Genomic DNA, 24699 nt, shown 5'->3' with positions numbered 1-24699 from the left:
AGACAAGGCCGTCAGCCAACTTTCCCAGTAGACACCAACAGATAGAGCGAGCCAACGTAGGCCGGCTGTTGGCGGAGAGCGCCGTATTTCTCGTCCCAGGCGCCGGACTTTAGGTCGGCGGCGAGGCGGGCCACGGCGGCATTGGCTTCGTCGGGCGTGATGAAGCTCCAGGCCGAGCAGGAGAGACGGGCCGCCGGTTCCAGCAGCATTTCCGGCCGGCCGAAATAGGCCTCGTTGAAGCCGTCGCGGCAGTCGAAGGGGATGGGGACGGCGATGCGGTCGATGGGCGTGCCGAGGCCTTCGGCCACCCGCTCGAACGACGGGTAGCGCTTGGCCTCGGTGGACAGCACCTTCGGCGCGTAGTCGCCGAGCCAGAAGGCCTCGACCTCCCGGGGATCGCAGGTGAGGATGACCACCGGCCCGCGCGTGACGCGGCGCACCTCCCGGAGGCCGGCTTCGAGATCGCCCCACTGGTGGATGGTGAAGCTCGCCATGGCCGCGTCGAAGCTGTCGTCGGCAAAGGGCAGGTGTTCGGCGGTGGCGTCGATGGCTGGGGCCAGATGCGAGGGACGCTGCGCCCGCATCGAGGCCGACGGCTCGACGGCGGTGACCTTGCGGTCGAGAGGCTCGTAGGAGCCGGCGCCCGCGCCGACGTTGAGCACCGTTTCGGCCGTTCCGAGCGCCTCGACGATCATGGCGGCAATGCGGGGATCGGGCTGGCGATAGCTGCTGTAGGATTGTCCGATCCGGCCGTAATCGGCATCGCCGGCACTACCGTCTTCGTGGCGCATGGCTTTCCCTCCTTGTCGTGTCGAGAACCACTCTACGACAAGCTGAGGTCAACGTTCAGGAAAAATGCAATCGAAGAGAGAAGTGGTAGCAGCGGGCGGAATCGAACCGCCGACCTACGGGTTATGAGTCCGTCGCTCTAACCAACTGAGCTACACTGCCACGACCCACCGGCTGGCCGGCGGAAAGTGCGCCGATATAAGGGCGGGGGAGGGGGGCTGTCAAGCGCCATTGGCCCCCGTAGTGACCCTTTGCCGGCAGGGTTCGGCAGGCCCCGAAAAGCCGGGCTCGCCGGGTGGCGTTCGTCAGGCTTGACCCCGGGTCGCCGGCACGATTCCATCCGGGGATGAAACGAATCGCACTCCTTCTCGCCGGTACGCTGGCTTTTGCCCCGAGCAGCGTCATGGCGGCCGACGCCGCCTTTTCCCACTGGCTGGACGGAAAGGTATGGCCGGCGGCCAAGGCCTCCGGCGTCAGTCGCGCCACCTTCCAGGCGGCGGTGGCCGGCCTCGAACCCGATCTCAGTCTGCCCGATCTCAAGCCGACCGGCGGCGACGACGCCTTTCAGGCCGAGTTCCGCAGTCCGGCGACCTACCTCGCCGACAGCAAGCTGGACGCGCTGGCCGCCGGGGCGCGCAAGCGATATGCCGCCAACCGAGCGGTTCTCGACAAGGTGGCGCGGGCGACCGGCGTGCCGGCGGGAATCGTGCTCGCCGTCTGGGGCAAGGAATCGGCCTTCGGCTCTGCCAGGATCGAGAAGGATGCCGTGCGCACGCTGGCGACGCAGGCCTACATGGGCTCGCGCCGCGCCCAGTTCTTCCCCGAACTGGTGGCCGCGCTGGTCATTCTCGAGCAGGAGCATATTTCGCGCGCGGCGATGAAAAGCTCGTGGGCCGGCGCGCTGGGCCAGCCGCAGTTCATGCCGTCGAAGTTCCTGTCCGACGCCGTCGACGGCAACGGCGATGGTCGCCGCGACATCTGGAACTCGACGCCCGACGTTCTCGCCTCCATCGGTCATTACCTGAAGTCGCGCGGCTGGAAGGCGGGGCGCCCCTGGGGCGTGGAGGTACGACTGCCGGCCTCCGTGCCGTGCAGCCTGGAGGGGCCGGATCAGGGGCAGCCGCTCGCCAACTGGATGCGGGCCGGCGTGACGCGCGTCGACGGGCGTCCGCTCGCCCTGGACGACGTCGGGCCGGACGGACACCTTCTGATGCCGGCCGGGCGGATGGGGCCTTCCTTCCTGGTGTCGGACAACTTCTATGTGCTTAAGGCCTATAACGAATCCGACGTCTACGCCCTGACCATCGGCATGGTGGGCGACCGGCTGAGCGGGCGACAATCGATCCGGGGCGACTGGGGAAGCGTGGCCGGCTTCAGCCGGGGCGACGTCAGGGCCGTTCAGAAGCGGCTTGAGAGCATGGGGCACGACGTGGGGACGGCCGACGGGCTCGTCGGCTTCCGGACCCGCGTCGCCATCGGCCGCTGGCAGGCCAAGAATGGGCTCCCCGTGACCTGCTATCCGGACAGGGCGGTCATCTCCGCCTTGAAATGACAGGGGGCGCCGAAGCGCCCCCCAACACTGGTGCCCGGAGCACCCGCCGTTCAGTGCAGGGCGGCCGGGCGGATGTCGATCCGCTTGGTCGTCTTGGGCTGGTCCGGCGAGCGCGGCACCGTCACCTTCAGCACGCCCTTGTCGAACTCGGCCGTGATCTTGTCGCGGTCAGGGGTGAAGGGCAGGGCGAAGGAGCGCATGTAGGTGCCGCTCGACCGCTCCGTCAGGCGATAGTGGCGCTTGTCGTCCTTCTCCTCGCGGTCGACCTTGCGCTCGGCCTTGAGGGTGAGCACGTCGTCATCGACTTCCAGGTCGATGTCTTTGGGATCGATGCCGGGAAGTTCGGCGGTCATCTCAAGGCCGGTTTCCGTTTCGGCGATATCGACGCGCGGGCTCAGGAAGCTCTCGCCATCACTGGCGAGCGTTGGTAGGCCCCAGCCGCGGGTGAAGCTGTCGAACAACTGGTCCATCTCGTGGCGCAGCGACAGGAACGGATCCTCGTGTGAGCGAGAGGGAGCCGAACCGCGCCCGAAGGGCATCAGGGATTTCTTGTCCATGGCTAACTCCTCGTGTCTCGCGGAGTCCTGCCGGACGAACGCCTCTTCGGTGTCCGCCAGAGGACCCCTTAACGTGGCCCTTTTTATATGGGGAGTCAGGGGCGCCAGTTGAAGCCCCGATGCGGTTCGAATGTAGTCCCATTGATCTCGGACAGTCTCCCGATCAACCGCTTCGAGTCGCCGATCATATTGGCTCTTTCCGCAGATTGTCGCGCTGTATGTCGTGGTCAATCGCGATGATCATTTCGTCGGCATATCTATCCAAAAAATCCCCATAACACGGGGGATATTGGCCTGATCGAGCGTTGATGTGCCTGCCTCTCGCTGCAGGATTATCCGGTCTTCCGGGGTTATTATCCAATACTGGCGCTTGCAGGGTTCCAATTTTCGCCACAATGTGCTACTTGGAGCAATATGACAGCTAAACTTAAAGTTGAAAGCGTATTCAAACTATTCAATGATGCGCGAAAAGAGGGGATGGCGCTGCTGAGAAAAGGCGCCACCAAGGATGAGATATTTCGCACCACGGGCGTGACCGTCGGCATCAACGACGTCAGCTTCGAGGTCAACGAAGGCGAGATCTTCGTCATCATGGGGCTCTCGGGTTCGGGCAAGTCGACCCTTGTCAGAACGCTGAATGGGCTCATCCGGCCATCGTCGGGCAAGATCTTCATCGCAGGGGAAGACGTCGCCAGTTGCGACATGAAGCGTCTGCGCGCCATACGCCGCCGGGAGATCACCATGGTCTTCCAGCATTTCGCACTGTTCCCGCACAAGACGGTGGGCGAGAACGTCGCCTATGGCCTGAAGGTGAAGGGGGTCGGCCCGGCCGAACGACGCAAGGTGGCGATCGAGGCTTTGGCGAAGGTTGGTCTCGAGGCCTATGCCGACAGCTTCCCGGGGCAGCTTTCCGGCGGCATGCAGCAACGCGTGGGTCTTGCCCGCGGCCTTGCCACGGATCCGGCGATCCTGTTGATGGACGAGCCGTTCGGCGCTCTCGATCCGCTGATCCGCCGCGAGATGCAGGACGAGCTGATCGCGCTGCAGAAGGAACTGAAGAAGACCATCATCTTCATCACTCACGATCTCAACGAGGCGCTGCTTCTTGGCAACCGCATCGCCATCATGAAGGATGGCGCCTTCGTGCAGGTCGGTACGGCGCAGGACATCGTCTCCAACCCGGCCGACGACTATGTGCGCGCCTTCGTGGCCGACATCGACCGGTCGCGCGTCTTCACCGCTTCCGACATCGCGCAGGATGCCGATCACATTCCGCTCAAGGAAAGCGTTCTCGGCGCGCTCGTCGTCATGGACAAGGCCGGCGTCGACGTGGCGCACGTGGTCGATCAGGATGGCGTATTGGCGGGCATGGTGACACGCGAAGCCCTGACGGCCGTGAAGCCGAACACGCCGGTGGCGCAGGTCATGGAGCCCGACGCGCCCAGCGTGGCGAGCGAATCCTACATCAACGAAATGTACGCCACGGCCCAGAACGGCGTTCTCATGGCCGTCACCGACAGCGACGGCAAGCTTGTTGGCGCCGTGGAGCCGACGGCGATCTTCGGGCATTTGACCCCAGACACCGACACCGAAAATGCGACCGACGTCGAGGACGACGGCAGGGAAGGCGCAGGCCCGCCATCCGATGAAACGGAGACCAAGCCCGCCGACATTGCCGATGCTCAGAAGGGGAACAACCTGTGAGCCCGTCCGATCTTCTCGTCATTCCCTTCGAAGGCTGGGTCAACGCGTTCGTTCGCGGATTCCTGGTTCCGAACTTCCGCCCTTTCTTTCGCGCCGTTCAGGTGCCGGTCAATCATGTCCTGCAGACGTTTGACGGGTTCCTCGCCTGGGTGCCGATGCTCGTGATCACCCTCGTCTTCGCGCTCGTCGCGTGGCGGGTCGTCGGGCGGACCATGGCGATCATCACGGTCGTCGGCTTCGTCTTCATCGACATGATCCAGCTTTGGCCCGAGACCATGACGACGCTGGCGATGATCCTGACATCGGTGCTGTTCTGCACCATCATCGGCATTCCCGCCGGCATTCTGGTGGCCAGTTCCAACTGGGCCTGGAAGATCGTCCGGCCGATCCTCGACATCATGCAGACGGTTCCGAGCTTCGTGTATCTGGTGCCGATCGTCATGCTGTTCGGCGTCGGCATGGCGCCAGGCATCATCGCGACGATCATCTTCGCGCTGCCGCCGATCATCCGCATGACCAATCTCGGCATTCGCAATGTCCGAGAGGATCTGATCGAAGCGTCGGAAGCCTTCGGCGCCACCTGGTCCCAGACGTTGATCGAGGTGCAGTTGCCGCTGGCCATGCGCACCATCATGGCCGGCCTGAACCAGACGCTGATGCTGGCCATGTCCATGGTGGTCATCGCCGCCCTGATCGGGGCCGGTGGACTGGGGCTGATCGTCAACACCGGCCTTGGCCGCCTCAACGTCGGACAGGCGACGGCCGGCGGTGTCGGCATCGTCATCCTGGCGATCGTGCTCGACCGGATCACGCAAGGTCTCGCCGAGCCCGGATCGGGCAGCAAGACGTCGCTGCTTGGCTCGTTCAAGTCGCTGTTCCGCAGCCAGGACATCGATGCCGCGGCATCGGACAAGACGGTCTGAGGACATCTAGGGCATGCCGGGCGAAGCCTGCTTCGCCAGCATGTTCTATCCCATTGTTTTTACGCAACTCCGGGCGCGAAACCGGCGCCCACTTCTGCTGGAGTTGCTTTGGTTGCCGCGCGCTCATGCGCCGGTTTGAACGGGGTGGTCGCGCTTGATTGCGCGGCCCCGAGAGACCCACCTTTAATCTGGAGATCAGAAATGACGAATGCATTCCGCAGTACGATGACCGCAGTGGCGCTCATCGCCGGCGCCGTCGGCCTTTCGGCAGGTTCTGTCAATGCCGAGGACATGCCGGGCAAGGGCACCACCATCAAGATGGCCCAGGCCACATGGGATACCGGCTGGTTCCAGGCCGCCATCTACAAGCAGATGTTCGAAGCGCTGGGCTACGCGGTCGAAGGCCCGACCACGCTCGACGCGCCGATCTTCTATCAGTCCGTGGCGCAGGGCGACGTCGATCTCTGGGTCAACGGCTGGTTCCCGCTGCACGATACCTACAAGGAGACGTTCGATGGCTCGGCCTCGATCGTCGGAGCCGTCGCCAAGGGTGGCGCCCTTCAGGGCTACCTGGTGGACAAGGCCGCCGTCGAGGAGTTCGGCATCAAGACGCTGGACGACTTCAAGCGTCCGGAGGTCATGAAGGCCTTCGATCGCAATGGCGACGGCAAGGCCGATCTGGTCGCCTGTCCGCCGGGCTGGGGCTGCGAGGTCACCATCACCGAGCACATGAAGAACTATGATCTCGGCGACGCCATCAACCCGATCAAGGCCGGCTACTCCGCCTCCATGGCCGATGCGATCGCCGCCTACAAGGGTGGCGAGCACATCCTGTTCTACACCTGGACGCCGAACTGGACCGTCAACGAGCTGAAGCTCGGCGAAGACGTGATGTGGATCGAGGTTCCCGAGAAGGACGGCGTCGAGACGCCCGCCGCCGCCGAGGGCATCAAGGCCTGCGTCGAGGATCCCTGCCGCATGGGCTTTGTCGCCAACGACATCGTGCCCGTCGTCAACAACGCCTTCCTCGAAAAGAATCCCGCCGTGGCGACCCTGCTCAAGGACGTGAAGATCCCGCTCGCCGACATCTTCGCTCAGAACGCGGCCATGAACGCCGGTGACGACAAGGTCGACGCGCAGGCTGCCGAATGGGTCAAGAAGAACCAGGCAGCTGTTGACGGCTGGCTGGCCGCCGCGCGCGCCGCGGCCAAGTAAAGCCCGGTTCGCCACCGCCTCGCCCTGGGGAGTTGGACCCAGGCGAGGCCGTTGAAAAAGCTTGGGGCGCCGATCCGGTTTGGTCCGGATCGGCGCCCCAACTGTTATGTCCGGACGATGCCGCTATTCGGCCTGATGTTGCCGGCCGATGGATGTTACTCCGCGCTTGCCGCCACGGCCGGGTGATAGTGCGGCTGGAACAGGCGGCCGCGCTCGGTCCAGAAGACGATGAGCAGCGTCAGGGCCGACAGGCCGAAGTAGCCGGCCGTCAGCGGCATGATGGTGCCGTCGAAGGCCTGTCCGATCAGCGCGCCGCCGACCGCGCCGATTAGCGTGGTGAAGGCGCCGATCAGCGAGGAGGCGGTGCCGGCCACTTCGCCCAGGGGGTCGAGGGCGAGCGCGTTGTAGTTGGACATGGCGATCGAGAAGAAGAACTGCATCGCCACCATCATGGCGATGAACACCCAGAGCGGCGGCAGTCCGTCCCACGCGTAGGCGGTGGCAAGGAAGATGGCCGCCAGTGCGAGGTGGATGACGTGGCCGCCGTGCGACAGGCGGCGCATGCCCCAGCTGCGCACAAGGCGGCTGTTGACGAAGGCGGCGATGCCGCCGGTGACCGCCACAGACGCGAAGGCCGCCGGGAACAGCGCACCGAGACGATAGCCGTCGGAACCGAGGATCTGCTCGGCGGAGCCGATGAAGCCCATCAGCGTGGCAAAGAGCAGGCCGATGGCCAGCGAGTAGCCGACCGCCTCGCGATTGGTGACGCAGATGCGCGCGGCCTCGACGATCGACCGCACCGACAGAGCGCGACGGAACTCGGGATGCAGCGTCTCGGGCATGCGGATGTAGAACCACAGGCCGACGGCGACCGACAGGGCGGCCATGGTGGCGAAGATGGAGCGCCAGCCGGCCAGCGCCAGCAGCAGGCCGCCGAAGGTGGGCGCCAGCACCGGGATGATCATGAACACCATCATGGTGAAGCTCATGACGCGGGCCATTTCGCGGCCCTCGTAGCGGTCGCGGACGATGGACACGGCGATGACGCGGGCGGAGGCTGCGCCGATGCCTTGCAGCACGCGGGCGACCAACAGGCCGGCGAAGCCCGTGGCCAGCGCCGATATGATGGCGCCGACGATCAGGATGACGAGGCCGGCGATGACCAGCGGACGACGTCCCCAGACGTCGGACAACGGCCCGTAGACGATCTGGGCGATGCCGAAACCGACCATGTAGGAGAAGACGACGAGCTGCAGCTCGTTGGCCTCGACAAGGCCGAAGCTGTCGCCGATCGCCGGCAACGCCGGCAGCATGGTGTCGATGGCAAGGGCCGTGAGGCCCATCAGGGCGGCGATGAGGGCGACGGTCTCGGCAAAGCCGGGACCCTGGCGAGCCGGCAAGCCGGTCGTGGTGGTCATGACGAAACCTAAAATGCTGGAAGCAGGGCCCGGAGAATGCCGGGACGCGCAAACAAAAAACCGTTGCGGCCTGCCTGGGTGTGTCTTGTAGCGTTTCAGAGACGATTTTTCCAGCCCGGACGGCGCGAGTCAGTAAAATGTGATCGGGGAAGTGCTTAGGGCGAGGGGATGCGCGACGGGTCCCCGGCGGTTGCGACCGAAGCGAAGCCGCCGCACCGATCAGTCGGCCAGCTTTGGGTAGAGTGGAGCGAACGTCTCATGGCTGGCATGATAGGCGGCCATCACGCTTGTTCGCGGCTTGCCGCCCTGAGGTTTCGCCACCAGATCTTCCAGCGCCTCGCGGACGAGTGCCCCAAGCCCGCGACCTTCGCGACTTGCAATCTCGCGGAGAGACTGCAAGGTCGTGGCATCGATCTGAACAGTCAGCTTCTCAGGGGAGGCCACGATGCGTCTCCATTCGTCGTAGAACTGTAGCGTGACGCAGGACGATGTTTCAAGGATCGGGAGGTTCGCGGTGTCTGTCACGGTTTCGGCGTCAGAGGTGGAGAGAAACTTCGAGCGCTATCATGATCGCGCCCTGTCCGAACCCATTCGGGTAACGAAGGACGGCAGGGAGACGGTCTACATCATCTCGGCGAGGGTCTACCGCGAAATGAAATGTGCGCAACGCGACTCTCTGGCATCGGCCGATCTGACTGACGACGAACTATTTTTAATCGACACGGCCGAGATACCCGCCGCACATCGCCACGAATGAATCTCGCTCAGTCGTCCGAGTAGGGGCCCGGGATTGAGCCGGTGATGTCGGTCGACGAGTAGCCCTGGAGGGGCTGGGCGCCGACGTTCCAGCCGATGTTGCCCGCGCCTGCCGGTGGCGGCACGTAGGTGCCCTGGCCCACCGGCGTGCAGATGTAGCCGGGCGGGCAGCCGGGCGGCTGGGCGGCGGGCACGTCCGCATAGACGGGCTGCGGCTGCTGATAGGCCGGTTGCGGCTGTTGATAGGAGGGCTGCTGATAGGTGGGTTGCTGGGCCACCGGATAGGCGCCGTTGCCGATCGGGGCCGGCGGCAGTGGCGCGTCGAAGGCGGAGTTGCCGGCCGTATAGGTCGGGTTGGCGGGCGTCGGCTGCGGCGCGGCGGGCCAGACCGGATCGGCCGGCAGGTTGCTCGCCATCGGCATGTTCGGGTCGGGTGTGAACATCGGCGCGCCGCGCGGCGGCACTTTCGGCTGCGGCTTGCAGTAGCGATAGGTGCCGGCGTTGTTGTGGTGGGCGAGGTCGAGGTGCAGGTGGTCGTCGTGCGACCGGTCGGCGCCCGGGCCGAGCACGGTGGTGAAGGCGCCGCAGGCGCCGCGCGTCACCTCGCGCAGGAAGGCGCGGTCGGTGGCGTTGCCGTACCAGCCCTTCTTGACGGTGACGGAGTAGCCGTTGGACAGCACGACGCCGGCAAAATCGAAGGCGTTGGCGAAGGCGTGCTCGGAGAGGCGGGCGCCGGCGATGTTGTTGCGCGAGCGGCAGTTGTAGGTGCCGAAGTTCTTGATCTCGACCACCGGCAGGCCGTAGCGGGCGAGCGCGGCCGGCATGACGACCTCGGCGACCCAGCGTTCGAGCGCCGCCGTCATCGGGCAGGAGAGCACCAGCGAGCGGGAACCGAGGCTGACGGTGCCGTCTTCCAGCGCCTTGACCTTCAGGGGGCGGTCAATGCCGCAAATGCCTCTGCCCTGGATCGCGCTGGCCCGCTGGATCAGCGGCGAAAGCTTGACCATGTTGCGGGCGTAGCACGCCGCTTCCGCCTGGGCGCGCCATGGCGCGCGCTCCTCGGATTCGAAGAAGCCGCAGCCCGCCAGGGCGGCGGACACGAACAGCGAGAGCAGACCGGACGCAATACGAGAGGGTCTCATGCGCACAGTTTAGAACCGATGCCTTAAGGGGCGGTTTACGTTAATCGGGGGAAAACCGGCCGGCATCGGCCCGAGCGGCCCCCGCGGCAAGGAGGAAAGCGTGGTTCAGGGGATCAGTCACATCACCTTCATCGTCGCCGATCTCGATCGGATGGAGGCGGTGCTCGTCGGCATCCTGGGCGCCCGCAAGGTCTACGACAGCGGCGACCGCACGTTCTCGCTCTCCAAGGAGCGGTTCTTCCTGATCGGCGACGAGCCGAACGCCATCTGGATCGCCACCATGGAAGGGGACGCTCTGCCAACGCGGACCTACAACCACGTGGCGTTCAAGATCGACGACGCCGATTACGAGGCTTGCCTCGGACGCATCCGGGACATGGGGCTCGACGTGCGCGAGGGGCGCTCACGCGTCTCCGGCGAGGGTCGGTCGATCTACTTCCACGACCACGACAACCACCTGTTCGAGCTGCACACCGGCACGCTGGGCGAGCGTCTGGCGCGCTACGCCGAGGAGGGATGAGGCCGCCGTGCGGGTGAGTTGGAGCTAGAGCTGACTTACCGTCTTCAGGCGGACCTTGGGGTGAACCTCGGCCTGGCTCATGACCGTGGTGTGGGCGCGGAAGCGTTCGACGATGGAGCGGACGAAGGGGCGGTTCATCGGGCTGGTCATCAACACCGGCAGTTCGCCCTTCTTGGCGGCTTCCTCGAACTGGTCGCGAACGGCGCCGACGAACTCCTGCAGCTTGCTCGGCGCCATGGCGAGGCGCCGGTCGTCGCCTTCGCCGACGATGCTCTCGATGAAGGCCTGCTCCCAGGCGGGCGACAGGCTGATCAGCGGCAGGTAGCCGCCCGGCGCCATGTTGGAGGCGCAGATCTGGCGGGCGAGGCGGGCGCGCACGTGCTCGGTGATGGTCTGCGTGGCGTGCGAGATGGACAGGCCCTCGGCGATGCCTTCCAGGATGGTGCCGAGGTCGCGGATCGAAACGCGCTCGGCGAGCAACAGTTGCAGAATGCGCTGAATGCCGGAGACGGTGATCTGGCTCGGCACGATCTCGTCGATCAGCTTGGCCTGGTCGGACGACACCTCGGACAGGAGCTTCTTGACGTCGGCGTAGGAGAGCAGTTCCGAGACGTTGGTCTTCAGCGTCTCGGAGAGATGGGTGGAGAGCACGGTGGCCGGGTCGACCACGGTGTAACCGCGGATCGCCGCCTCTTCGCGCAGGCGTCCGTCCACCCAGGTGGCCGGCAGGCCGAAGGTGGGTTCGGTGGTCTGGGTGCCGGGAATGGTCACCTTGCCGCCCATCGGGTCCATGACCATGTACTGGCCGGGGAACAGCGTGCCCTTGCCGGCGTCCACTTCCTTGATCTTGATGACATATTCGTTGGCGCCGAGCTGCACGTTGTCCAGGAGGCGCACCGGCGGCATGATGTAGCCGAGGTCGGATGCGATCTGCCGGCGCAGCGCCTTGATCTGGTCGGACAGCTTCTCGCCGCCCTTTCCGTTGTCGTTGATCAGTGGCAGGAGGCCGTAGCCGAGCTCGACGCGCAGATCGTCCATCTTGAGCGCGGTGGAGATCGGTTCCTCGGCCGGCGGCGGCGGGGGCGCCTCGGCCTGCGCCTGGGCAACGATGGCTTCGAGGTCGCGTCTGGCGTTCTGGCGTTTGGCCCAGAGGGCGAGACCGCCAGCGCCGGCGCCGAGGGTGGCAAACGGCAGGAACGGCAGGCCGGGCAAGAGCGCCAGCAGGCCCATGACGACGCCGGAGATGCCAAGGGCGGCCGGATAGCCGGTGAGCTGGCCGGAGAGCGCCTTGTCGGCCGAGCCGGACACGCCCGCCTTCGACACCAGCAGGCCGGCGGCGGTGGAGACGATCAGCGCCGGGATCTGGCTGACGAGGCCGTCGCCGACGGTGAGGATGGTGTAGGAGTGGCCGGCTTCCGACAGCGTGATGCCCATCTGCATCGTGCCGATGATGATGCCGCCGATGACGTTGATGAAGGTGATCAGAAGGCCGGCGATGGCGTCGCCGCGCACGAACTTCGAGGCACCGTCCATGGCGCCGAAGAAGGAGCTTTCCGCTTCCAGATCCTTGCGGCGCTTGCGCGCCTCGTCTTCCTTGATCAGGCCCGACGACAGGTCGGCGTCGATGGCCATCTGCTTGCCGGGCATGGCGTCGAGGGTGAAGCGGGCGGCCACTTCCGCGATGCGGCCCGAACCCTTGGTGATGACCACGAAGTTGACGATGATCAGGATGGCGAAGACGATGATGCCGATGACGAAGTTGCCACCCATCACGAAGCCGCCGAAGGCCTGGATGACGTGGCCGGCGGCGTCGGTTCCCTCGTGACCGTGGCTGAGGATGAGGCGCGTCGACGCAAGGTTGAGCGACAGGCGCAGCATCGTGGAAATCAGCAGAATCGTCGGAAAGGACGTGAATTCCAGCGGCGTCTGGATGAACAACGCCGTCATCATGATCAGAACGGCGAAGATGATCGACACCGCCAGCATCAGGTCGAGCAGCACCGCCGGCATCGGCAGGATCAGGATGACCATGATCAGCATGATGCCGACGGCAAGGCCGATGTCGCCGCGCAGGATCGTCGAGCGCAGATCCGAGCCCGTGGGCACGCTGAGACCGAAGGGAATCCTGGAAGGTGCCGTCTCTGGGGCTGTGGTGAGGTCGCTCAAGTCGATCGTTTCCGAATTGCCGGCTGCGACGCACACCGCGCCACCCGGCAGAATTTGCCGAGTGCATGGTTAACGGGTGGTTAACGGCGACGGCTGCATCCCCGACTGTTTGTCGTGGAGGGGAGTCGAGGCATCTCGAATGTGTCGGCGAAGTGGCGAATGGTTGGCGAAATTTTGAAGAAGAGCGAGCGATTAATATTTGAATCAATCAATGATTTTGAACTCAGACTCAACAATTTTTGATTGTTCATCCAGAAAAGCGGTCTATTTCCGAATGGGTTGGAGGCCTGACTAAACCGGAGTTCGTGGCGCAAGATAAAAAGGACTAACAGTGACCCGTTGCGATTAAAATATCGCCTGAATCAGTCTATTATTTTCATGAAGGCCATTTATGTGTGTTTAAATCGTATCAAAGTGCCGAACAAATCAATTTTACTTTGATGGATATACGTATTTTTGGAAGTAAATTTGCGGTTGCCTTGGGTGTACTTGACTATATACTGCCGGCGCGTGCTCGGTAGTGGCGAGCACGTCGACGGATGACTGAACGCCCAGTTCCGAAGGCATGGCGCCCCGCTATTTGGAGGTCCGGGGTCGTGGGCTGTCTCACCATTCGCAACGACCGAAACGCGAAGCCCGGAGACCAAGATGAAACAGCTTCTCGCGACCACGTTTTTCGTAGCGGCGTCGGCTTCCCTCGTTCCGGCGCTCGCGGCGGACAGTACCTGCGGACGCGTCACGATTGCGAACATGAACTGGCAGTCCGCCGAACTCATCGCCTGGGTCGACAAGGCCATCCTCGAAAACGGCTATGGCTGCGAGGTCGATCTCGTACCCGGCGACACCCAACCGACCTTTGCCTCCATGACCGAGAAGGGCGAGCCTGACATCGCGCCCGAGGGCTGGATCAACGCCATGCGCGAACCGCTCGACAAGGCGGTTGCCGAGGGCAAGCTGGTCTACGCGGTCGAGGCCCTGGGCGAGGGCGGCGTCGAGGGATGGTGGATCCCCGACTACATCGCCGAGGCCCATCCCGACATCAAGACGATCGACGATGCGCTCAACCATCCCGATCTGTTCCCCGACCCGGAGGATCCCTCACGGGGCGCCGTTTATAGCTGCCCGTCGGGCTGGAACTGCCAGGTAACCACCGGCAACTTCTTCAAGGCCTATGATGCGGAAAAGCGCGGCTTCAACCTGATCGACCCCGGTTCGGCAGCCGGCCTCGACGGATCGATCGCCAAGGCCTTCGAGCGCAAGCAGCCCTGGCTCGGCTACTACTGGGCGCCGACCTCCATTCTCGGCAAGTATCATCTGGTTCAGCTCGGCTTCGACGTCCCCTATGACGAGGCCGAATGGAAGTCCTGCACCACCGTGCCCGACTGCGACAAGCCCAAGAAGAACGCCTGGTCCAAGTCGGAAGTGTTCACCGTGGTGACCAAGTCCTTCGCCGACAACGCCGGCCCTGCCTACGACTACATCAAGACCCGCTCGTTCCCCACCAATGGTCCGGTGAACGAGATGCTGGCGTGGATGAGCGACAACCAGGCTACCGGCGAGGAGGCTGCGCGCTACTTCCTCAAGGAAAAGGCCGACATCTGGACCAAGTGGGTTCCGGCCGAGGTCGCCGAGAAGGTCAAGGCGGCGCTCTGACCCTTGCGAGTTGACTGTCGGCGTGCCCTGGGCGCGCCGGCACGAGCAGGCGGTGGCCGGCGGTCCGGCCCCGTTTCCCCCCTCAGGATAGTGCGAATCCCGGTGAGGGTATTGGCGTGGCTGTCGCCTCCGTGGCGACAGCGCCCATGCGCGCCGCCCCGTCCGTCTCCGGGGCGGCGCCACCTCGCCGAACATGGAGACCTTTGACGCATGATCTCACTTGACGGTTTTCCGGTGATGGATGCCGACACGCTCACAGCCCTCAAGAAAGCCATCGACGGTGGCTTCCGCGCTTTCACGCGCGAGTTTGGCGCCACCGTCGAGGACTTTTTCCTGCCGCTGCGGACGTTTCTGATCTTCGTCGAGCGCCTGTTGGTCACCACGCCCTGGCCACTGGTGCTCCTGGTGATCGGCGGTCTCGTCTATCTTGCCAGCCGCAGTTGGCGCCTCGTTGCGGGCGCTGTCGCAGCCCTTCTGATCATCGGCTACTTCGGCATGTGGGAAGACACCATGCGCACGCTCGCCATGATCGTGGTGGCGACGCTGCTGTCGGTGGCGGTGGGCATTCCGCTCGGCATCCTGATGGCCTGGTCCGGACGGGCGCGCGCCGTGATGCTGCCGGTGCTCGACGTGATGCAGACCATGCCGAGCTTCGTCTATCTCATTCCCGTGGTGATGCTGCTGGGCATCGGCAAGGTGCCCGGCCTGATCGCCGTGGTGATCTATGCCGCGCCGCCGATCATTCGCCTGACCAACCTCGGCATCCGCCTCGTCGACGCCGACGTGCTGGAAGCGGCCGACGCCTTCGGCGCTTCCACCTGGCAGAAGCTGCGCAAGGTGCAGCTGCCGCTGGCCCTTCCCAACATCATGGCCGGCATCAACCAGACGATCATGGCCGCCTTGTCCATGGTGGTGGTTGCCTCGATGATCGGCGTGCAGGGGCTCGGTCAGCCGGTGCTGAAGGCCATCGCCAACCAGTATTTCACGCTCGGCGTGTTCAACGGCTTCGCCATCGTCGGCATCGCCATCATCTTCGACCGCACCAGCCAGGCGTTCGGCCGCCGGCTCCAGAAGCATCGCGAGGCCGAACATGCTTGAGTCAAGCACCTCGATCGAGATCCGCAACGTCTACAAGATCTTCGGCCCGCATCCCGAGCGATACATCGAGGCGGTCCGCGACGGCGGCATGTGCAAGGCCGACCTTCTCGAAAAGCACAATCACGTGCTGGGGCTCAGCAACGTGTCGCTCGACATCGAGGCCGGGTACATACAGGTGATCATGGGCCTGTCCGGTTCGGGCAAGTCCACGCTGATCCGCCACATCAACCGGCTGATCGAGCCCACCGCCGGCGAGGTGATCGTCGAGGGCACCGACGTGCGGGCGCTGAAGCCCAAGGCGCTGCGCAACTTCCGCCGCGCCTCCACGGCCATGGTGTTCCAGAAGTTCGCCCTGCTGCCCCACCGCACGGTGCTCGGAAACGTGGTGTTCGGCCTGGAGATCCGTGGCGTTTCCCGCGCCGAGCAACTGGAAGAGGCCCATCACTGGATCAGTCGCGTCGGTCTTTGCGGCTTCGAGGACAAATATCCGAGCCAGCTCTCTGGCGGCATGCAGCAGCGGGTCGGGCTCGCCCGGGCGCTCTCGAACGACGCGCCGATCCTCCTGATGGACGAGGCCTTCTCGGCGCTCGATCCGCTGATCCGCGTCGACATGCAGACCATCCTGCTCGACCTGCAGGACGAGGTGAGGAAGACCATCGTCTTCATCACCCACGATCTCGACGAAGCGCTCCGGATCGGCGACCGCGTCGCCATCATGCAGGACGGCGAGCTGGTGCAGCAGGGCAGGCCCGAGGACATCGTGCTGTCGCCGGCCACGCCTTACGTCGAGGATTTCGTGCGGCAGGTCAATCGCGGCCGGGTCGTCAAGGTTGGTGCGCTGGCAAAATCCGTATCGGGGCCACCGGCCGCCCTTCGGGTCTCGGGATCGCTGTCGCTCGCCGACGCGGCGCTGCGCCTCGTCGAGGCAAGGCTGTCGTTTGCCGACGTTACCGACTCCAACGGCGCCGTCGTTGGGCGGGTCGGCCTCGAAGACGTGGTGAGAACGCTGGCCCGTTCGGCCGGCGAAACGGCCGCTCTCGAAGGCATGGCGAGCGAGGAACTGCCCGCCAGATTGGCCGGCTGAAGGCTCTCGTTTTGACAGAGGCGGCCGGCAGGCGTATTTTCCGGCCGTTTCACGGGACACGCTCCGCGCCACGGGTTCGCCGGGTGTGTTTCATTCTTTCGCTTTGACGCAACCGCCGGACCGAAGCCGCGACGCGCCTTCGTCCGAGTTGCCTCAAGGAGGCTGTATGCCCCGGTAAGGCGGGGAGGCCGATGGTCCTCCCCTCGCAAGTCCTGTCCACCTGATGCCGCCCGGCGGATGCTGCGGGCGCGTGGAGACTTGCGCTTTTCCCATTTGGACAGTGTTGCGCCGGGGCGGCTTGCCCACGGCCGATCAACTTGGAAAGCCTACCGCAATGGCACGGGACTATTCCCGCTTCATGCCGTCCCTCACGGGCGGTTCCCGCATACATGCGCCAACCGGCCAAGAGCACCCGTCGATCGGGTTGAATCAACCTGATCGAAAAGCGGCTGCTCCGGCAAAAGAATCTGGAGCATTCGCTTGGTCGGCGAATGCTCTGGGTCGGCTCGGCTGGAGCACTTTCTTCGCCCAGCAGGTGAGCATCGAGGACCTCGCGCGGACGCCGCCCGTCCGCGTCACCTCGGTGGAGCGGAGCGGCCTCGGCGTCGAGGGCGATGGCGTCAGGACGGCGTTGCCGCCGCGTGCCGACGCCACCGTCGGCGACTGGCTGCTGCACGACGCCGCTCGCCCCGGCGCCAGCCGGCTTCTCGCCCGCAAGAGCCTGTTTCGGCGGCGGGCGGCCGGCACCGGTCGCGAGGTGCAACTGATCGCCGCCAATGTCGACACGGTGTTCGTCGTCACCTCCTGCAACCGCGACTTCAACGTCGCGCGCCTCGAGCGCTATGTCGCCCTGGCCTTCGAGGCGGGTGTCGAACCGGTGATCGTGGCGACCAAGGCTGACCTCACCGACGATCCCCAGGGCTTCGCGGCGGCGGCGGCCGAGGTATCGGCGGCGACGCCGGTGCCCGTAGCCGTGGTGGTGCTCGACGCGCTCGGTTCCGAGCCGAAGGAGAAGCTCGCCCCGTGGTGCAAGGCGGGGCGCACCGTCGCCTTCCTCGGTTCGTCCGGCGTCGGCAAGTCGACGCTGGTCAACGCCCTGTCGGGGCAGGCGATGGTGGCGACCGGTGGTATCCGCGAGGACGACGACCGGGGGCGGCATACCACCACCGGCCGGCATCTCTACGTGCTGCCGGAAGGCTATGCCGTGCTCGACACGCCGGGCATGCGCGAGTTGCAGCTGACCGACGCCTCCGAGGGCATCGCCGAGGTGTTCGCCGACCTCGCCGACCTCTCGGCGCGCTGCCGCTTCAGCGACTGCCGCCACGAGGACGAGCCCGGCTGCGCCGTGCAGGCGGCGATCGCCTCGGGCGAGATCGACGAGGCGCGGCTCAGGCGTTGGCTGAAGCTCCAGCGCGAGGAAGCCTTCAACTCGGCCAGTCTCGCCGAACGGCGCGAACGCGACCGCGCCTTCGGAAGGATGGTTCGTTCGATCGTGAAGGAGAAGCCGTCCAAGCGATGACGGAGACCGTTCGCCTCGGCCGCAAGGCCGGGGCGGACTATTGGGCTGCCGCTCTTCGTCGCCGGAAGGCGATCGGCAGGGCCACGATGGCCCCTGCCGTCAAGACGATGCCCAGATAGACGATGGAGTAGGGCGCCAGCAGCCAGGCGTAGGTGGCGAACGGTATCATCACGAGGGCTATGGCGGTTCGCGCCAGGAGACTGACGATGGCGCGGATCGTCAGGCGGCGCGCCCTTCCGAAGGCATCCCGGATGACTGTCAGCAGGAGAAGGCAGAAGGCCGTCCACCACACCAGCGCGAAGGCGGTGGTCATCCAGGACGATGCAAGGCCGGCGGCTTCGAACTTGACGATTTCGGAGAGGGTTGCCTGCCTTGCGTCAAAGCCGTAGTCCGAGACGATATCCTCGGGGGAGCGCTGGGGTTCGCCGTCCTGTTCGACGAGGCCTTCGGCATGCCACTTGTCCGCTGCCGGCTCGTAGATCCTGAATGCGAGTTCGTCATAGACGAGGCAGCGATGCCGCTGGTGGTCGCATGAGAGCTGCAAGGCGGGGGACTGCGGCGAGGCCGCCAGCAACTCGCCATCCTGCCCGACGACGACCGCCCGGATGGGGTCGGCGAACAGCACGCCGTCGCCATGAAGGAGCTTGAGTTGGGCGTCGGGATATCCCTCGGCGGAGATGGGCTCGGGCTGGGTGAAGTAGGCACGGTTCGCGGCGGCCGGTCCGCAGAAGGCTCCGGCCAACACGATGGCGCCGATGAGTGTCTCCAACCGGGGTATGTCCATGGCGTTCCGGGCAGCCTCCACAACCGGAGCGATCTTGCTGCACGCTAACATGCATATGACGTCCGACCAACGCTCTTTTGCTTGGAGTTCCAAAGGTATGGCCCCAAGACCGCGCGGAGCGGCATGGGCGGATGACGTTTCTTTGAACGGCATTGGGGGAGAGCCGCGGATAAGGTTGCCGCCGGGGCGCTGGAAAGTGAACGAGGCCCGATTTGCAGATGTTTCGCCGCGCCCTTGTCGTGATCTGCCTGCTGCTGTCGGCCGGGCCGGCGCTGGCGGTGCCGAAGTGGCAGCGCGCACCGGCGCCGCCGCCCATGCCGCCGGCCGACGAAAGCGGCTTTGCCGAGGTCAATGGCATCAGCATGTTCTATTCGCTCTACGGCAAGGGCAATGGATCGCCGATCCTGTTGATCCATGGCGGCCTGTCGAGCGGCGAGGTCTGGAGCTTCGAGGTGCCGGCTCTTTCCTGGGATCACGAGGTGATCGTTGCCGACAGCCGGGGGCAGGGGCGCTCGACGCATGGTCTCGCGCGCCTCACCTATCACCGGATGGCCGAGGACTATGTGGCGCTGCTCGCCCGGCTGCAGGTCGACAAGGTGACGCTGGTCGGCTGGAGCGATGGCGCCATCATCGGCCTCGACATCGCCATCCATCATCCCGGGTTGCTCGCCCGCCTGTTCGCCCAGGCGCCCAACGCCACGCCCGACGGCCTGACGTCGATCCCGGAGATCGATCCGCCGCCGCTGTCCGACAGCCTGTCGCCTGACGGCGACGCGCCGGACCCGGAGGAGAAGGCGAAGCTCAAGGAGCGGGCGCGCGAGCGGGTTTTCCGGCGCCTCTGGGCAACGGAGCCCAACTTCTCCGATGCCGATCTCGCCAGGATCCGCGTGCCGACCGAGATCGTCATCGGCGACCACGACCCGGTGATCCGGCCCGAGCATGCCGCCCATATCGCCGCCGTCATTCCCGGCGCCAGGCTGGTGGTGCTGAAGGACGTCGGCCATCCCGCCCACTCGCAGGACCCCCAGCAGTATCTGAGGGCCATCGAGGATTTCATGGGCGGATAGCCGCCGTCAGTGCCCGGTCTCGTGTTCGGGCGCGCCCTGCACGAGCTGCACCTCCGGTGACCTCACCAGATGAAGGTAGCGCTCGAACTGCACCAGGATGTCGGCGATCAGCTGATCGCGCGACATGTTGGTGACGTTGTAGCCGCTGCCGCCGCTGGAGAAGTAGGTGCGCGCCTCGTATCGATACTCCGGCTTGCCGGTGTCGAGCGGCGAGAAGCTGGCCAGGCGCTTGGCGTGGAGGCTGACGCCATAGACGAAGTCGCGAACGCCATCGGCCGGCGAGCGCAAGGCGATGGCGCCGTTCTCCTCGTCGACCACCACCGTTTCGCGCCCTCGCTCCGACAGCTCATGGGCCACCTGGGTCAGCGCCTGCCTGACGTCGCTGGCCATGAAGCGGCGGACCTCCGTTTCGGTCGGCGCGTGCAGGATGAGGCCGAGGCGACGTTGCCAGGTGACGCCCGCAGCTGGCTGGGCGGTGGGGAAGGACACGCGGTGCGCCTGCTGGGCGAGATCGGCGCGCATGCCGACGAACAGCGACCAGACCAGCGCCAGCATGACGAAGGTGAACGGCAGGGCGCTGGCCACGGTGGCCGATTGCAGCGCGCCGAGTCCGCCCGCCATGAGCAGACTGGCGGCGACGATGCCTTCCATGGCGCACCAGAAGATGCGCTGGCCGATGGTGGTCTGCGTCTCGCCGCCGGCGGCGATCGAATCCACGACCAGCGAACCGGAGTCGGAGGAGGTGACGAAGAACACCGCGACGAGGAGGATGGCGAGCGTCGAGGTCAGGCCCGAGAACGGCAGATACTCGAAGAAGTGGAAGAGGCCGACCGAAACGTCGGCGGCGATCGCCCGGCCGAGATCGCCGGCGGCGACGCCGGTGTCGATGAAGATGCCGGTGTTGCCGAACACCGTCATCCAGAAGAAGGTGAAGCCGGCGGGGATGAACAGCACGGCGGTAACGAACTCGCGCACGGTGCGGCCGCGCGAGATGCGGGCGATGAACATGCCGACGAAGGGCGACCAGGAAATCCACCATGCCCAGTAGAACAGCGTCCAGGCATCGATCCAGGGTGTCGGCTCGTAGGCGTAGATGTTGAAGGTGCGCAGGACCAGCGTGTCGAGGTAGAGCCCGAGATTCTGCACGAAGTCGCGGAAGATCAGGTTGGTCGGCCCGACCGCCAGCACGAAGACCATCAAGAGCAGGGCGAGGACGAGGTTGGTCTCGGACAGGATGCGCACGCCCCTGTCGAGGCCGCTGACGACCGACAGCGTCGCCAGACCGGTGATGACGACGATCAGCGGCAGCTGGACGGCGAGGCCCACCTCGATGCCGAGCAGATAGTTGAGGCCGGCGTTGATCTGCGACACGCCGAGGCCGAGCGAGGTGGCGATGCCGAAGACGGTGCCGACGATGGCGAAGATGTCGACGGCGTGGCCGATCGGCCCGTTGATGCGCTCCTTCAAGAGCGGATAGAGGCCGGAGCGGATGGTCAGCGGCAGATTGTAGCGGTAGCCGAAGTAGGCCAGCGACAGCCCGACCACGGCGTAGATCGCCCAGGCATGGATGCCCCAGTGAAAGAAGGTGACGCTCATCGCCTCGCGCATGGCGGCGATGGAGCGCGGTTCGGCCGTCGGCGGCGCCATGAAATGCGTCATCGGCTCGCCGACGGCATAGAACATCAGGCCGATGCCCATGCCGGCGGCGAACAGCATGGCGATCCAGGAGACGAAGCGGAAGTCGGGCGTCGAGTTGTCGGGCCCGAGCTTCAGTCGCCCGTAGCGCCCCAGGCAGAGCAGCAGGACGGCGATCAGGAAGATGCCGACCGACAGCAGGTAGAGCCAGCCGAAGGCGCCGAGAATGCTCGCTTGCAGGCTGCTGAAGATCGCTCCCGAGCGGTTGGGAAAGATGACGCCGATCCCCAGAAATATGGCGATGATGATGACCGAGCCAAAGAAGACCGGTGGATTGATGATGAAGCGCTTGAACATTTCCGGCCCCGGTTTTTTTGTTTTGTCATCACGGACATGATGATTGCCCCATCGATCATTGTCCTAAAAAACCGGTGTGCATGGCAACCCGTCCGTTGGGCCGGGGCCTTGCTTGGGGAAAACCTGGGGCGTGCGCCGGGCGAGGCGCGGATCAACGCGCCTCGAGCTTGCGCAGATAGCGGTTGCGGTAGGTGTCGAGCACCACGGCCAGCACGATGACCGTGCCGATGACGATCGGCTTGACGTTGTCCTCGGCGCCGAGCAACTGCAGGCCGGTGGCCAGCACCTGAAGGATGCAGGCGCCGACCAGCGTGCCGATGATCGAGCCCTTGCCGCCCGACAGGGAGGTGCCGCCGATGATCACCGCCGCGATGGCGTTGAGCTCGTAGCCGATGCCGGCGATCGGGCTGCCGACGTTGAGGCGCAGGAGGAACACCATGGCGGCGATGCCGGCGGTCAGCCCACTGATGGTGAACACGGCGATCTTGAAGATGCGCGGATTGTGGCCCGACAGGCGCACCGCTTCCTCGTTGGTGCCGATGGCGAAGACGAAGCGGCCGAACACCGTGAAGCGAAGGATGAACCAGCCGATCAGGATGACGATGATGGCGATCAGGAAGATCGACGGCAGGACGCCGAAGTAGATCTGGTTGCCGAAATCGACGAAGGGCTGGGGCAGGCCGGTGATGGTGGAGTTGTCGGACACCACGCGGGCGAGACCGCTGGCGACGTTCAGCATGCCGAGCGTCACGATGAACGAGGGCAGCTTCCACTTCTCGCAAACCCAGCCGTTGATGGCCCCGCAGGCGGCGCCGGTGGCCATGCAGGCCAGAAGCGCCAGCGGGATCGACATCCACGGCGACAGGTCCTCGCGCACCATGATGGTGGCGCCGACCACGGTGCAGAGAGCCAGGACCGAGCCGACCGACAGGTCGATGCCGCCGGTCAGGATGACGAAGGTCATGCCGGCGGCCAGCACCGTGTTGATGGCGATCTGCACGAAGATCTTCAGGAAGTTCTCGGGCGTCGCGAAATAGGGCGCCGTCGCCGAGAAGAACAGCACGATGATCACCAGCGCGATGGCGACGCCTGCCTCGCGCATCGAGATGCGCAGGAAGTTGTCCCACACGGTTGCCGTCTTGCGCTCGCCGGCGCTTTCAGTTCCCTCGGGCACGTCCATACTCCTCATAGGCAAGCGAGAGAATGCGGTTCTGGTCGAACTCGGCGCGCGGCACTTCGCCGGCAAGGCGCCCGTTGGAGAAGACCAGGATGCGGTGGCAGATGGACATCAGTTCGGGCAGATCGGAGGACACCACGAGGATGCCCTTTCCCTCGGCCGCGAGCTGGCCCATCAGTTCGTAGATCTCCACCTTGGCGCCGACGTCGATGCCGCGCGTCGGCTCGTCGCAGATCAGCACGCTCGAACCGCGGTAAAGCCATTTGGCGATCACCACCTTCTGCTGGTTGCCGCCGGAGAAGGTGCCGACCTTCTGGAAGATGCTCGGCGTCTTGACGCGCAGACCGGCGACCAGCCGCTCCGACGCGGCGTTCTCCAGGGCGCGGTTGAGCAATCCCTTGCGCGACAGCCGCTTCAGGTCGGTGATGGTGATGTTCTCCGCGCAGCTCATTTCGAGCAGCAGGCCTTGCTGCTTGCGGTCCTCGGTCATCAGGCAGATGCCGGCGGCCACGGCCTCCTTTGGCGAGGTGATGCTGACGGGCTTGCCGTTCACACGGATGGTGCCGGCGGCCTTGGGATCGGCGCCGAAGATGGCGCGCACCGCCTCGGTGCGCCCGCTGCCGACCAGGCCGGCGATGCCGACGATCTCGCCGTTTTGCACAGAGAAGCTGATCGGCGGGCTCGTCGCGGTCAGGCGCAGGTCCTCGACGGCGAGCGCTTCGCCGGTGGGCTGGACATCCTCGCGGAACACGCCCTGATCGGCAACGGTGCGGCCAACCATCAGGCGCACGATGTCGGGAATGCCGAGACCCTGCAGGGGGCGCGTCGTCACATGCTGGCCGTCGCGCAGCACGGTGACGCGGTCGCCAACCTCGTAGATCTCCTGCAGGCGGTGCGAGATGTAGAGCGTGGTGACCTTGCGCTCCTTGAGGCGATGCAGGATCTCGAACAGGCGGTCGACCTCCTTGGAGGTCAGCGTCGCCGTCGGCTCGTCGAGCACCAGCAGCTTGCTTTCGTGGGCGAGCGCCTTGGCGATCTCGATCAGCTGCATCTGCGCGACGCCGAGCCGGCTCACCACGGTCGAGGGTGAAATGTCCAGGCCGACTTCGGCGAGGAGTTCGGCGGCGCGACGGTTCATCTCGCGGTAGTTCACGAGGCCGCGCCGGCTCGGCAGATGCTCGAACAGCAGGTTCTCGGCCACCGTCAGGTTGGAGAGGAGGTTGAGCTCCTGGTGGACGACGCGGATACCCTTGGAAAAGGCTTCCAGCGGCGACGCCGGCCTGTAAGGGGCGCCGTTGAACCAGATGCTTCCCTCGTCGGGCGAAAACAGACCGCCGAGCAGGTTGATCAGCGTCGACTTGCCGGCGCCGTTCTCGCCGAGCAGCACGTGTCCCTCGCCGCGCATGATGTCGAAACTGACGTTGCGCAGGGCGATGACGCCCGGGAAGCGCTTGCCGACGCCCTGAAGCTTCAGGATCGGGTCGGCGGAACTGTCGAGCCGCGCGGCGGCATCGGCTTCGAGGACCGGTGCCGCGTCCTTGATGTCTGTGGTCATGACGGGAACTACCCTGAATGCTTCGGCG

Annotated in this window: 21 protein-coding genes and 1 tRNA gene; 11 read left to right on the top strand and 11 right to left on the bottom strand. The window is 65.2% G+C overall.

All coding sequences use genetic code 11. The features are described 5' to 3' along the window. Positions 1-11: 11 nt before the first annotated feature. Both M4J40_RS05695 and M4J40_RS05690 read right to left on the bottom strand, forming a co-directional pair. On the bottom strand, positions 12-791 hold the full coding sequence (locus M4J40_RS05695) for a class I SAM-dependent methyltransferase (protein ID WP_251752784.1): 780 nt from the start codon (positions 789-791) through the stop codon (positions 12-14). An 83-nt stretch (positions 792-874) separates the two neighbouring features. Next, positions 875-951: transfer RNA gene (locus M4J40_RS05690), tRNA-Met, on the bottom strand. Positions 952-1135: 184 nt separating this feature from the next. On the opposite strand from M4J40_RS05690, the gene M4J40_RS05685 reads away from it, so the two are divergent. Next, positions 1136-2341, top strand: a complete 1206-nt coding sequence (locus tag M4J40_RS05685) for a lytic murein transglycosylase (protein WP_251752783.1) — start codon at positions 1136-1138, stop codon at positions 2339-2341. Positions 2342-2391: 50 nt separating this feature from the next. Here the strand turns inward: M4J40_RS05685 and M4J40_RS05680 are convergent, their stop codons facing one another. Beyond that, positions 2392-2898, bottom strand: a complete 507-nt coding sequence (locus tag M4J40_RS05680) for an Hsp20/alpha crystallin family protein (protein WP_251752782.1) — start codon at positions 2896-2898, stop codon at positions 2392-2394. Positions 2899-3375: 477 nt separating this feature from the next. Between M4J40_RS05680 and M4J40_RS05675 the strand changes: the two genes are divergently transcribed. From M4J40_RS05675 to proX, 3 genes are all read left to right on the top strand, one after another. Beyond that, the gene (locus tag M4J40_RS05675; RefSeq protein ID WP_251752781.1) at positions 3376-4602 is read left to right on the top strand and encodes a glycine betaine/L-proline ABC transporter ATP-binding protein; all 1227 of its coding nucleotides are present in this window, start codon (positions 3376-3378) and stop codon (positions 4600-4602) included. Continuing rightward, positions 4599-5525 carry an ABC transporter permease subunit gene (locus M4J40_RS05670; RefSeq protein WP_251752780.1) on the top strand — a complete coding sequence of 309 codons (927 nt, stop codon included), beginning with the start codon at positions 4599-4601 and terminating at the stop codon, positions 5523-5525. Before M4J40_RS05675 ends, M4J40_RS05670 begins: the two co-directional genes overlap by 4 nt. A 201-nt stretch (positions 5526-5726) precedes the next feature. After that, entirely contained in the window at positions 5727-6740 is a 1014-nt protein-coding gene (proX, locus tag M4J40_RS05665) for a glycine betaine/L-proline ABC transporter substrate-binding protein ProX (RefSeq protein WP_251752779.1), read from the top strand. A 155-nt stretch (positions 6741-6895) separates the two neighbouring features. On the opposite strand, the gene M4J40_RS05660 is transcribed toward proX, so the two are convergent. Next, a complete protein-coding gene (locus M4J40_RS05660) occupies positions 6896-8158 on the bottom strand; it encodes a multidrug effflux MFS transporter (RefSeq protein WP_251752778.1) in 1263 nt (420 codons plus the stop codon). 219 nt (positions 8159-8377) lie between these two features. Further along, a complete protein-coding gene (locus M4J40_RS05655; protein ID WP_251752777.1) occupies positions 8378-8602 on the bottom strand; it encodes a ribbon-helix-helix protein, CopG family in 225 nt (74 codons plus the stop codon). A 70-nt stretch (positions 8603-8672) separates the two neighbouring features. On the opposite strand from M4J40_RS05655, the gene M4J40_RS05650 reads away from it, so the two are divergent. Further along, positions 8673-8915 (top strand): type II toxin-antitoxin system prevent-host-death family antitoxin, encoded by a 243-nt coding sequence (locus M4J40_RS05650; protein WP_251752776.1) that lies wholly within the window; start codon positions 8673-8675, stop codon positions 8913-8915. Positions 8916-8922: 7 nt separating this feature from the next. Here M4J40_RS05650 and M4J40_RS05645 read toward each other — a convergent pair whose 3' ends face one another. Further along, entirely contained in the window at positions 8923-10056 is a 1134-nt protein-coding gene (locus M4J40_RS05645) for an extensin family protein (protein WP_251752775.1), read from the bottom strand. A gap of 100 nt (positions 10057-10156) precedes the next feature. Here M4J40_RS05645 and fosX point away from each other — a divergent pair, with 100 nt between their 5' ends. Then, entirely contained in the window at positions 10157-10576 is a 420-nt protein-coding gene (gene fosX / locus M4J40_RS05640; RefSeq protein ID WP_251752773.1) for a FosX/FosE/FosI family fosfomycin resistance hydrolase, read from the top strand. Positions 10577-10600: 24 nt separating this feature from the next. Here fosX and flhA read toward each other — a convergent pair whose 3' ends face one another. Beyond that, a complete protein-coding gene (gene flhA, locus M4J40_RS05635) occupies positions 10601-12616 on the bottom strand; it encodes a flagellar biosynthesis protein FlhA (RefSeq protein ID WP_251753184.1) in 2016 nt (671 codons plus the stop codon). Positions 12617-13390: 774 nt separating this feature from the next. Between flhA and M4J40_RS05630 the strand changes: the two genes are divergently transcribed. From M4J40_RS05630 to rsgA, 4 genes are all read left to right on the top strand, one after another. Next, a complete protein-coding gene (locus M4J40_RS05630) occupies positions 13391-14395 on the top strand; it encodes an ABC transporter substrate-binding protein (RefSeq protein ID WP_251752771.1) in 1005 nt (334 codons plus the stop codon). A gap of 210 nt (positions 14396-14605) precedes the next feature. Beyond that, on the top strand, positions 14606-15493 hold the full coding sequence (locus M4J40_RS05625; protein ID WP_251752769.1) for a proline/glycine betaine ABC transporter permease: 888 nt from the start codon (positions 14606-14608) through the stop codon (positions 15491-15493). Continuing rightward, on the top strand, positions 15486-16577 hold the full coding sequence (locus M4J40_RS05620; protein WP_251752767.1) for a glycine betaine/L-proline ABC transporter ATP-binding protein: 1092 nt from the start codon (positions 15486-15488) through the stop codon (positions 16575-16577). The genes M4J40_RS05625 and M4J40_RS05620 overlap by 8 nt, the downstream gene beginning before the upstream one ends. A gap of 535 nt (positions 16578-17112) precedes the next feature. Beyond that, positions 17113-18096: a ribosome small subunit-dependent GTPase A gene (gene rsgA / locus M4J40_RS05615; protein WP_251752765.1), complete on the top strand. Its 984-nt coding sequence runs from the start codon at positions 17113-17115 to the stop codon at positions 18094-18096. A gap of 37 nt (positions 18097-18133) precedes the next feature. On the opposite strand, the gene M4J40_RS05610 is transcribed toward rsgA, so the two are convergent. Continuing rightward, positions 18134-18931 (bottom strand): hypothetical protein, encoded by a 798-nt coding sequence (locus M4J40_RS05610; protein ID WP_251752763.1) that lies wholly within the window; start codon positions 18929-18931, stop codon positions 18134-18136. A gap of 167 nt (positions 18932-19098) precedes the next feature. On the opposite strand from M4J40_RS05610, the gene M4J40_RS05605 reads away from it, so the two are divergent. Then, complete coding sequence (locus M4J40_RS05605) at positions 19099-19947, top strand: alpha/beta fold hydrolase (RefSeq protein ID WP_251752761.1); 849 nt, start codon at positions 19099-19101, stop codon at positions 19945-19947. A 6-nt stretch (positions 19948-19953) separates the two neighbouring features. Here M4J40_RS05605 and M4J40_RS05600 read toward each other — a convergent pair whose 3' ends face one another. From M4J40_RS05600 to M4J40_RS05590, 3 genes are all read right to left on the bottom strand, one after another. After that, entirely contained in the window at positions 19954-21939 is a 1986-nt protein-coding gene (locus M4J40_RS05600) for a BCCT family transporter (protein ID WP_251752760.1), read from the bottom strand. Positions 21940-22090: 151 nt separating this feature from the next. After that, a complete protein-coding gene (locus tag M4J40_RS05595) occupies positions 22091-23119 on the bottom strand; it encodes an ABC transporter permease (protein ID WP_405030719.1) in 1029 nt (342 codons plus the stop codon). Beyond that, complete coding sequence (locus M4J40_RS05590; protein ID WP_251752758.1) at positions 23097-24671, bottom strand: sugar ABC transporter ATP-binding protein; 1575 nt, start codon at positions 24669-24671, stop codon at positions 23097-23099. The genes M4J40_RS05595 and M4J40_RS05590 overlap by 23 nt, the downstream gene beginning before the upstream one ends. Positions 24672-24699 lie beyond the last annotated feature (28 nt).

Origin of the sequence: Pleomorphomonas sp. JP5 (genome assembly GCF_023721815.1) — a bacterium.
Lineage (GTDB): Bacteria > Pseudomonadota > Alphaproteobacteria > Rhizobiales > Pleomorphomonadaceae > Pleomorphomonas.
This window is presented reverse-complemented; position numbering and strand designations above follow the sequence as displayed.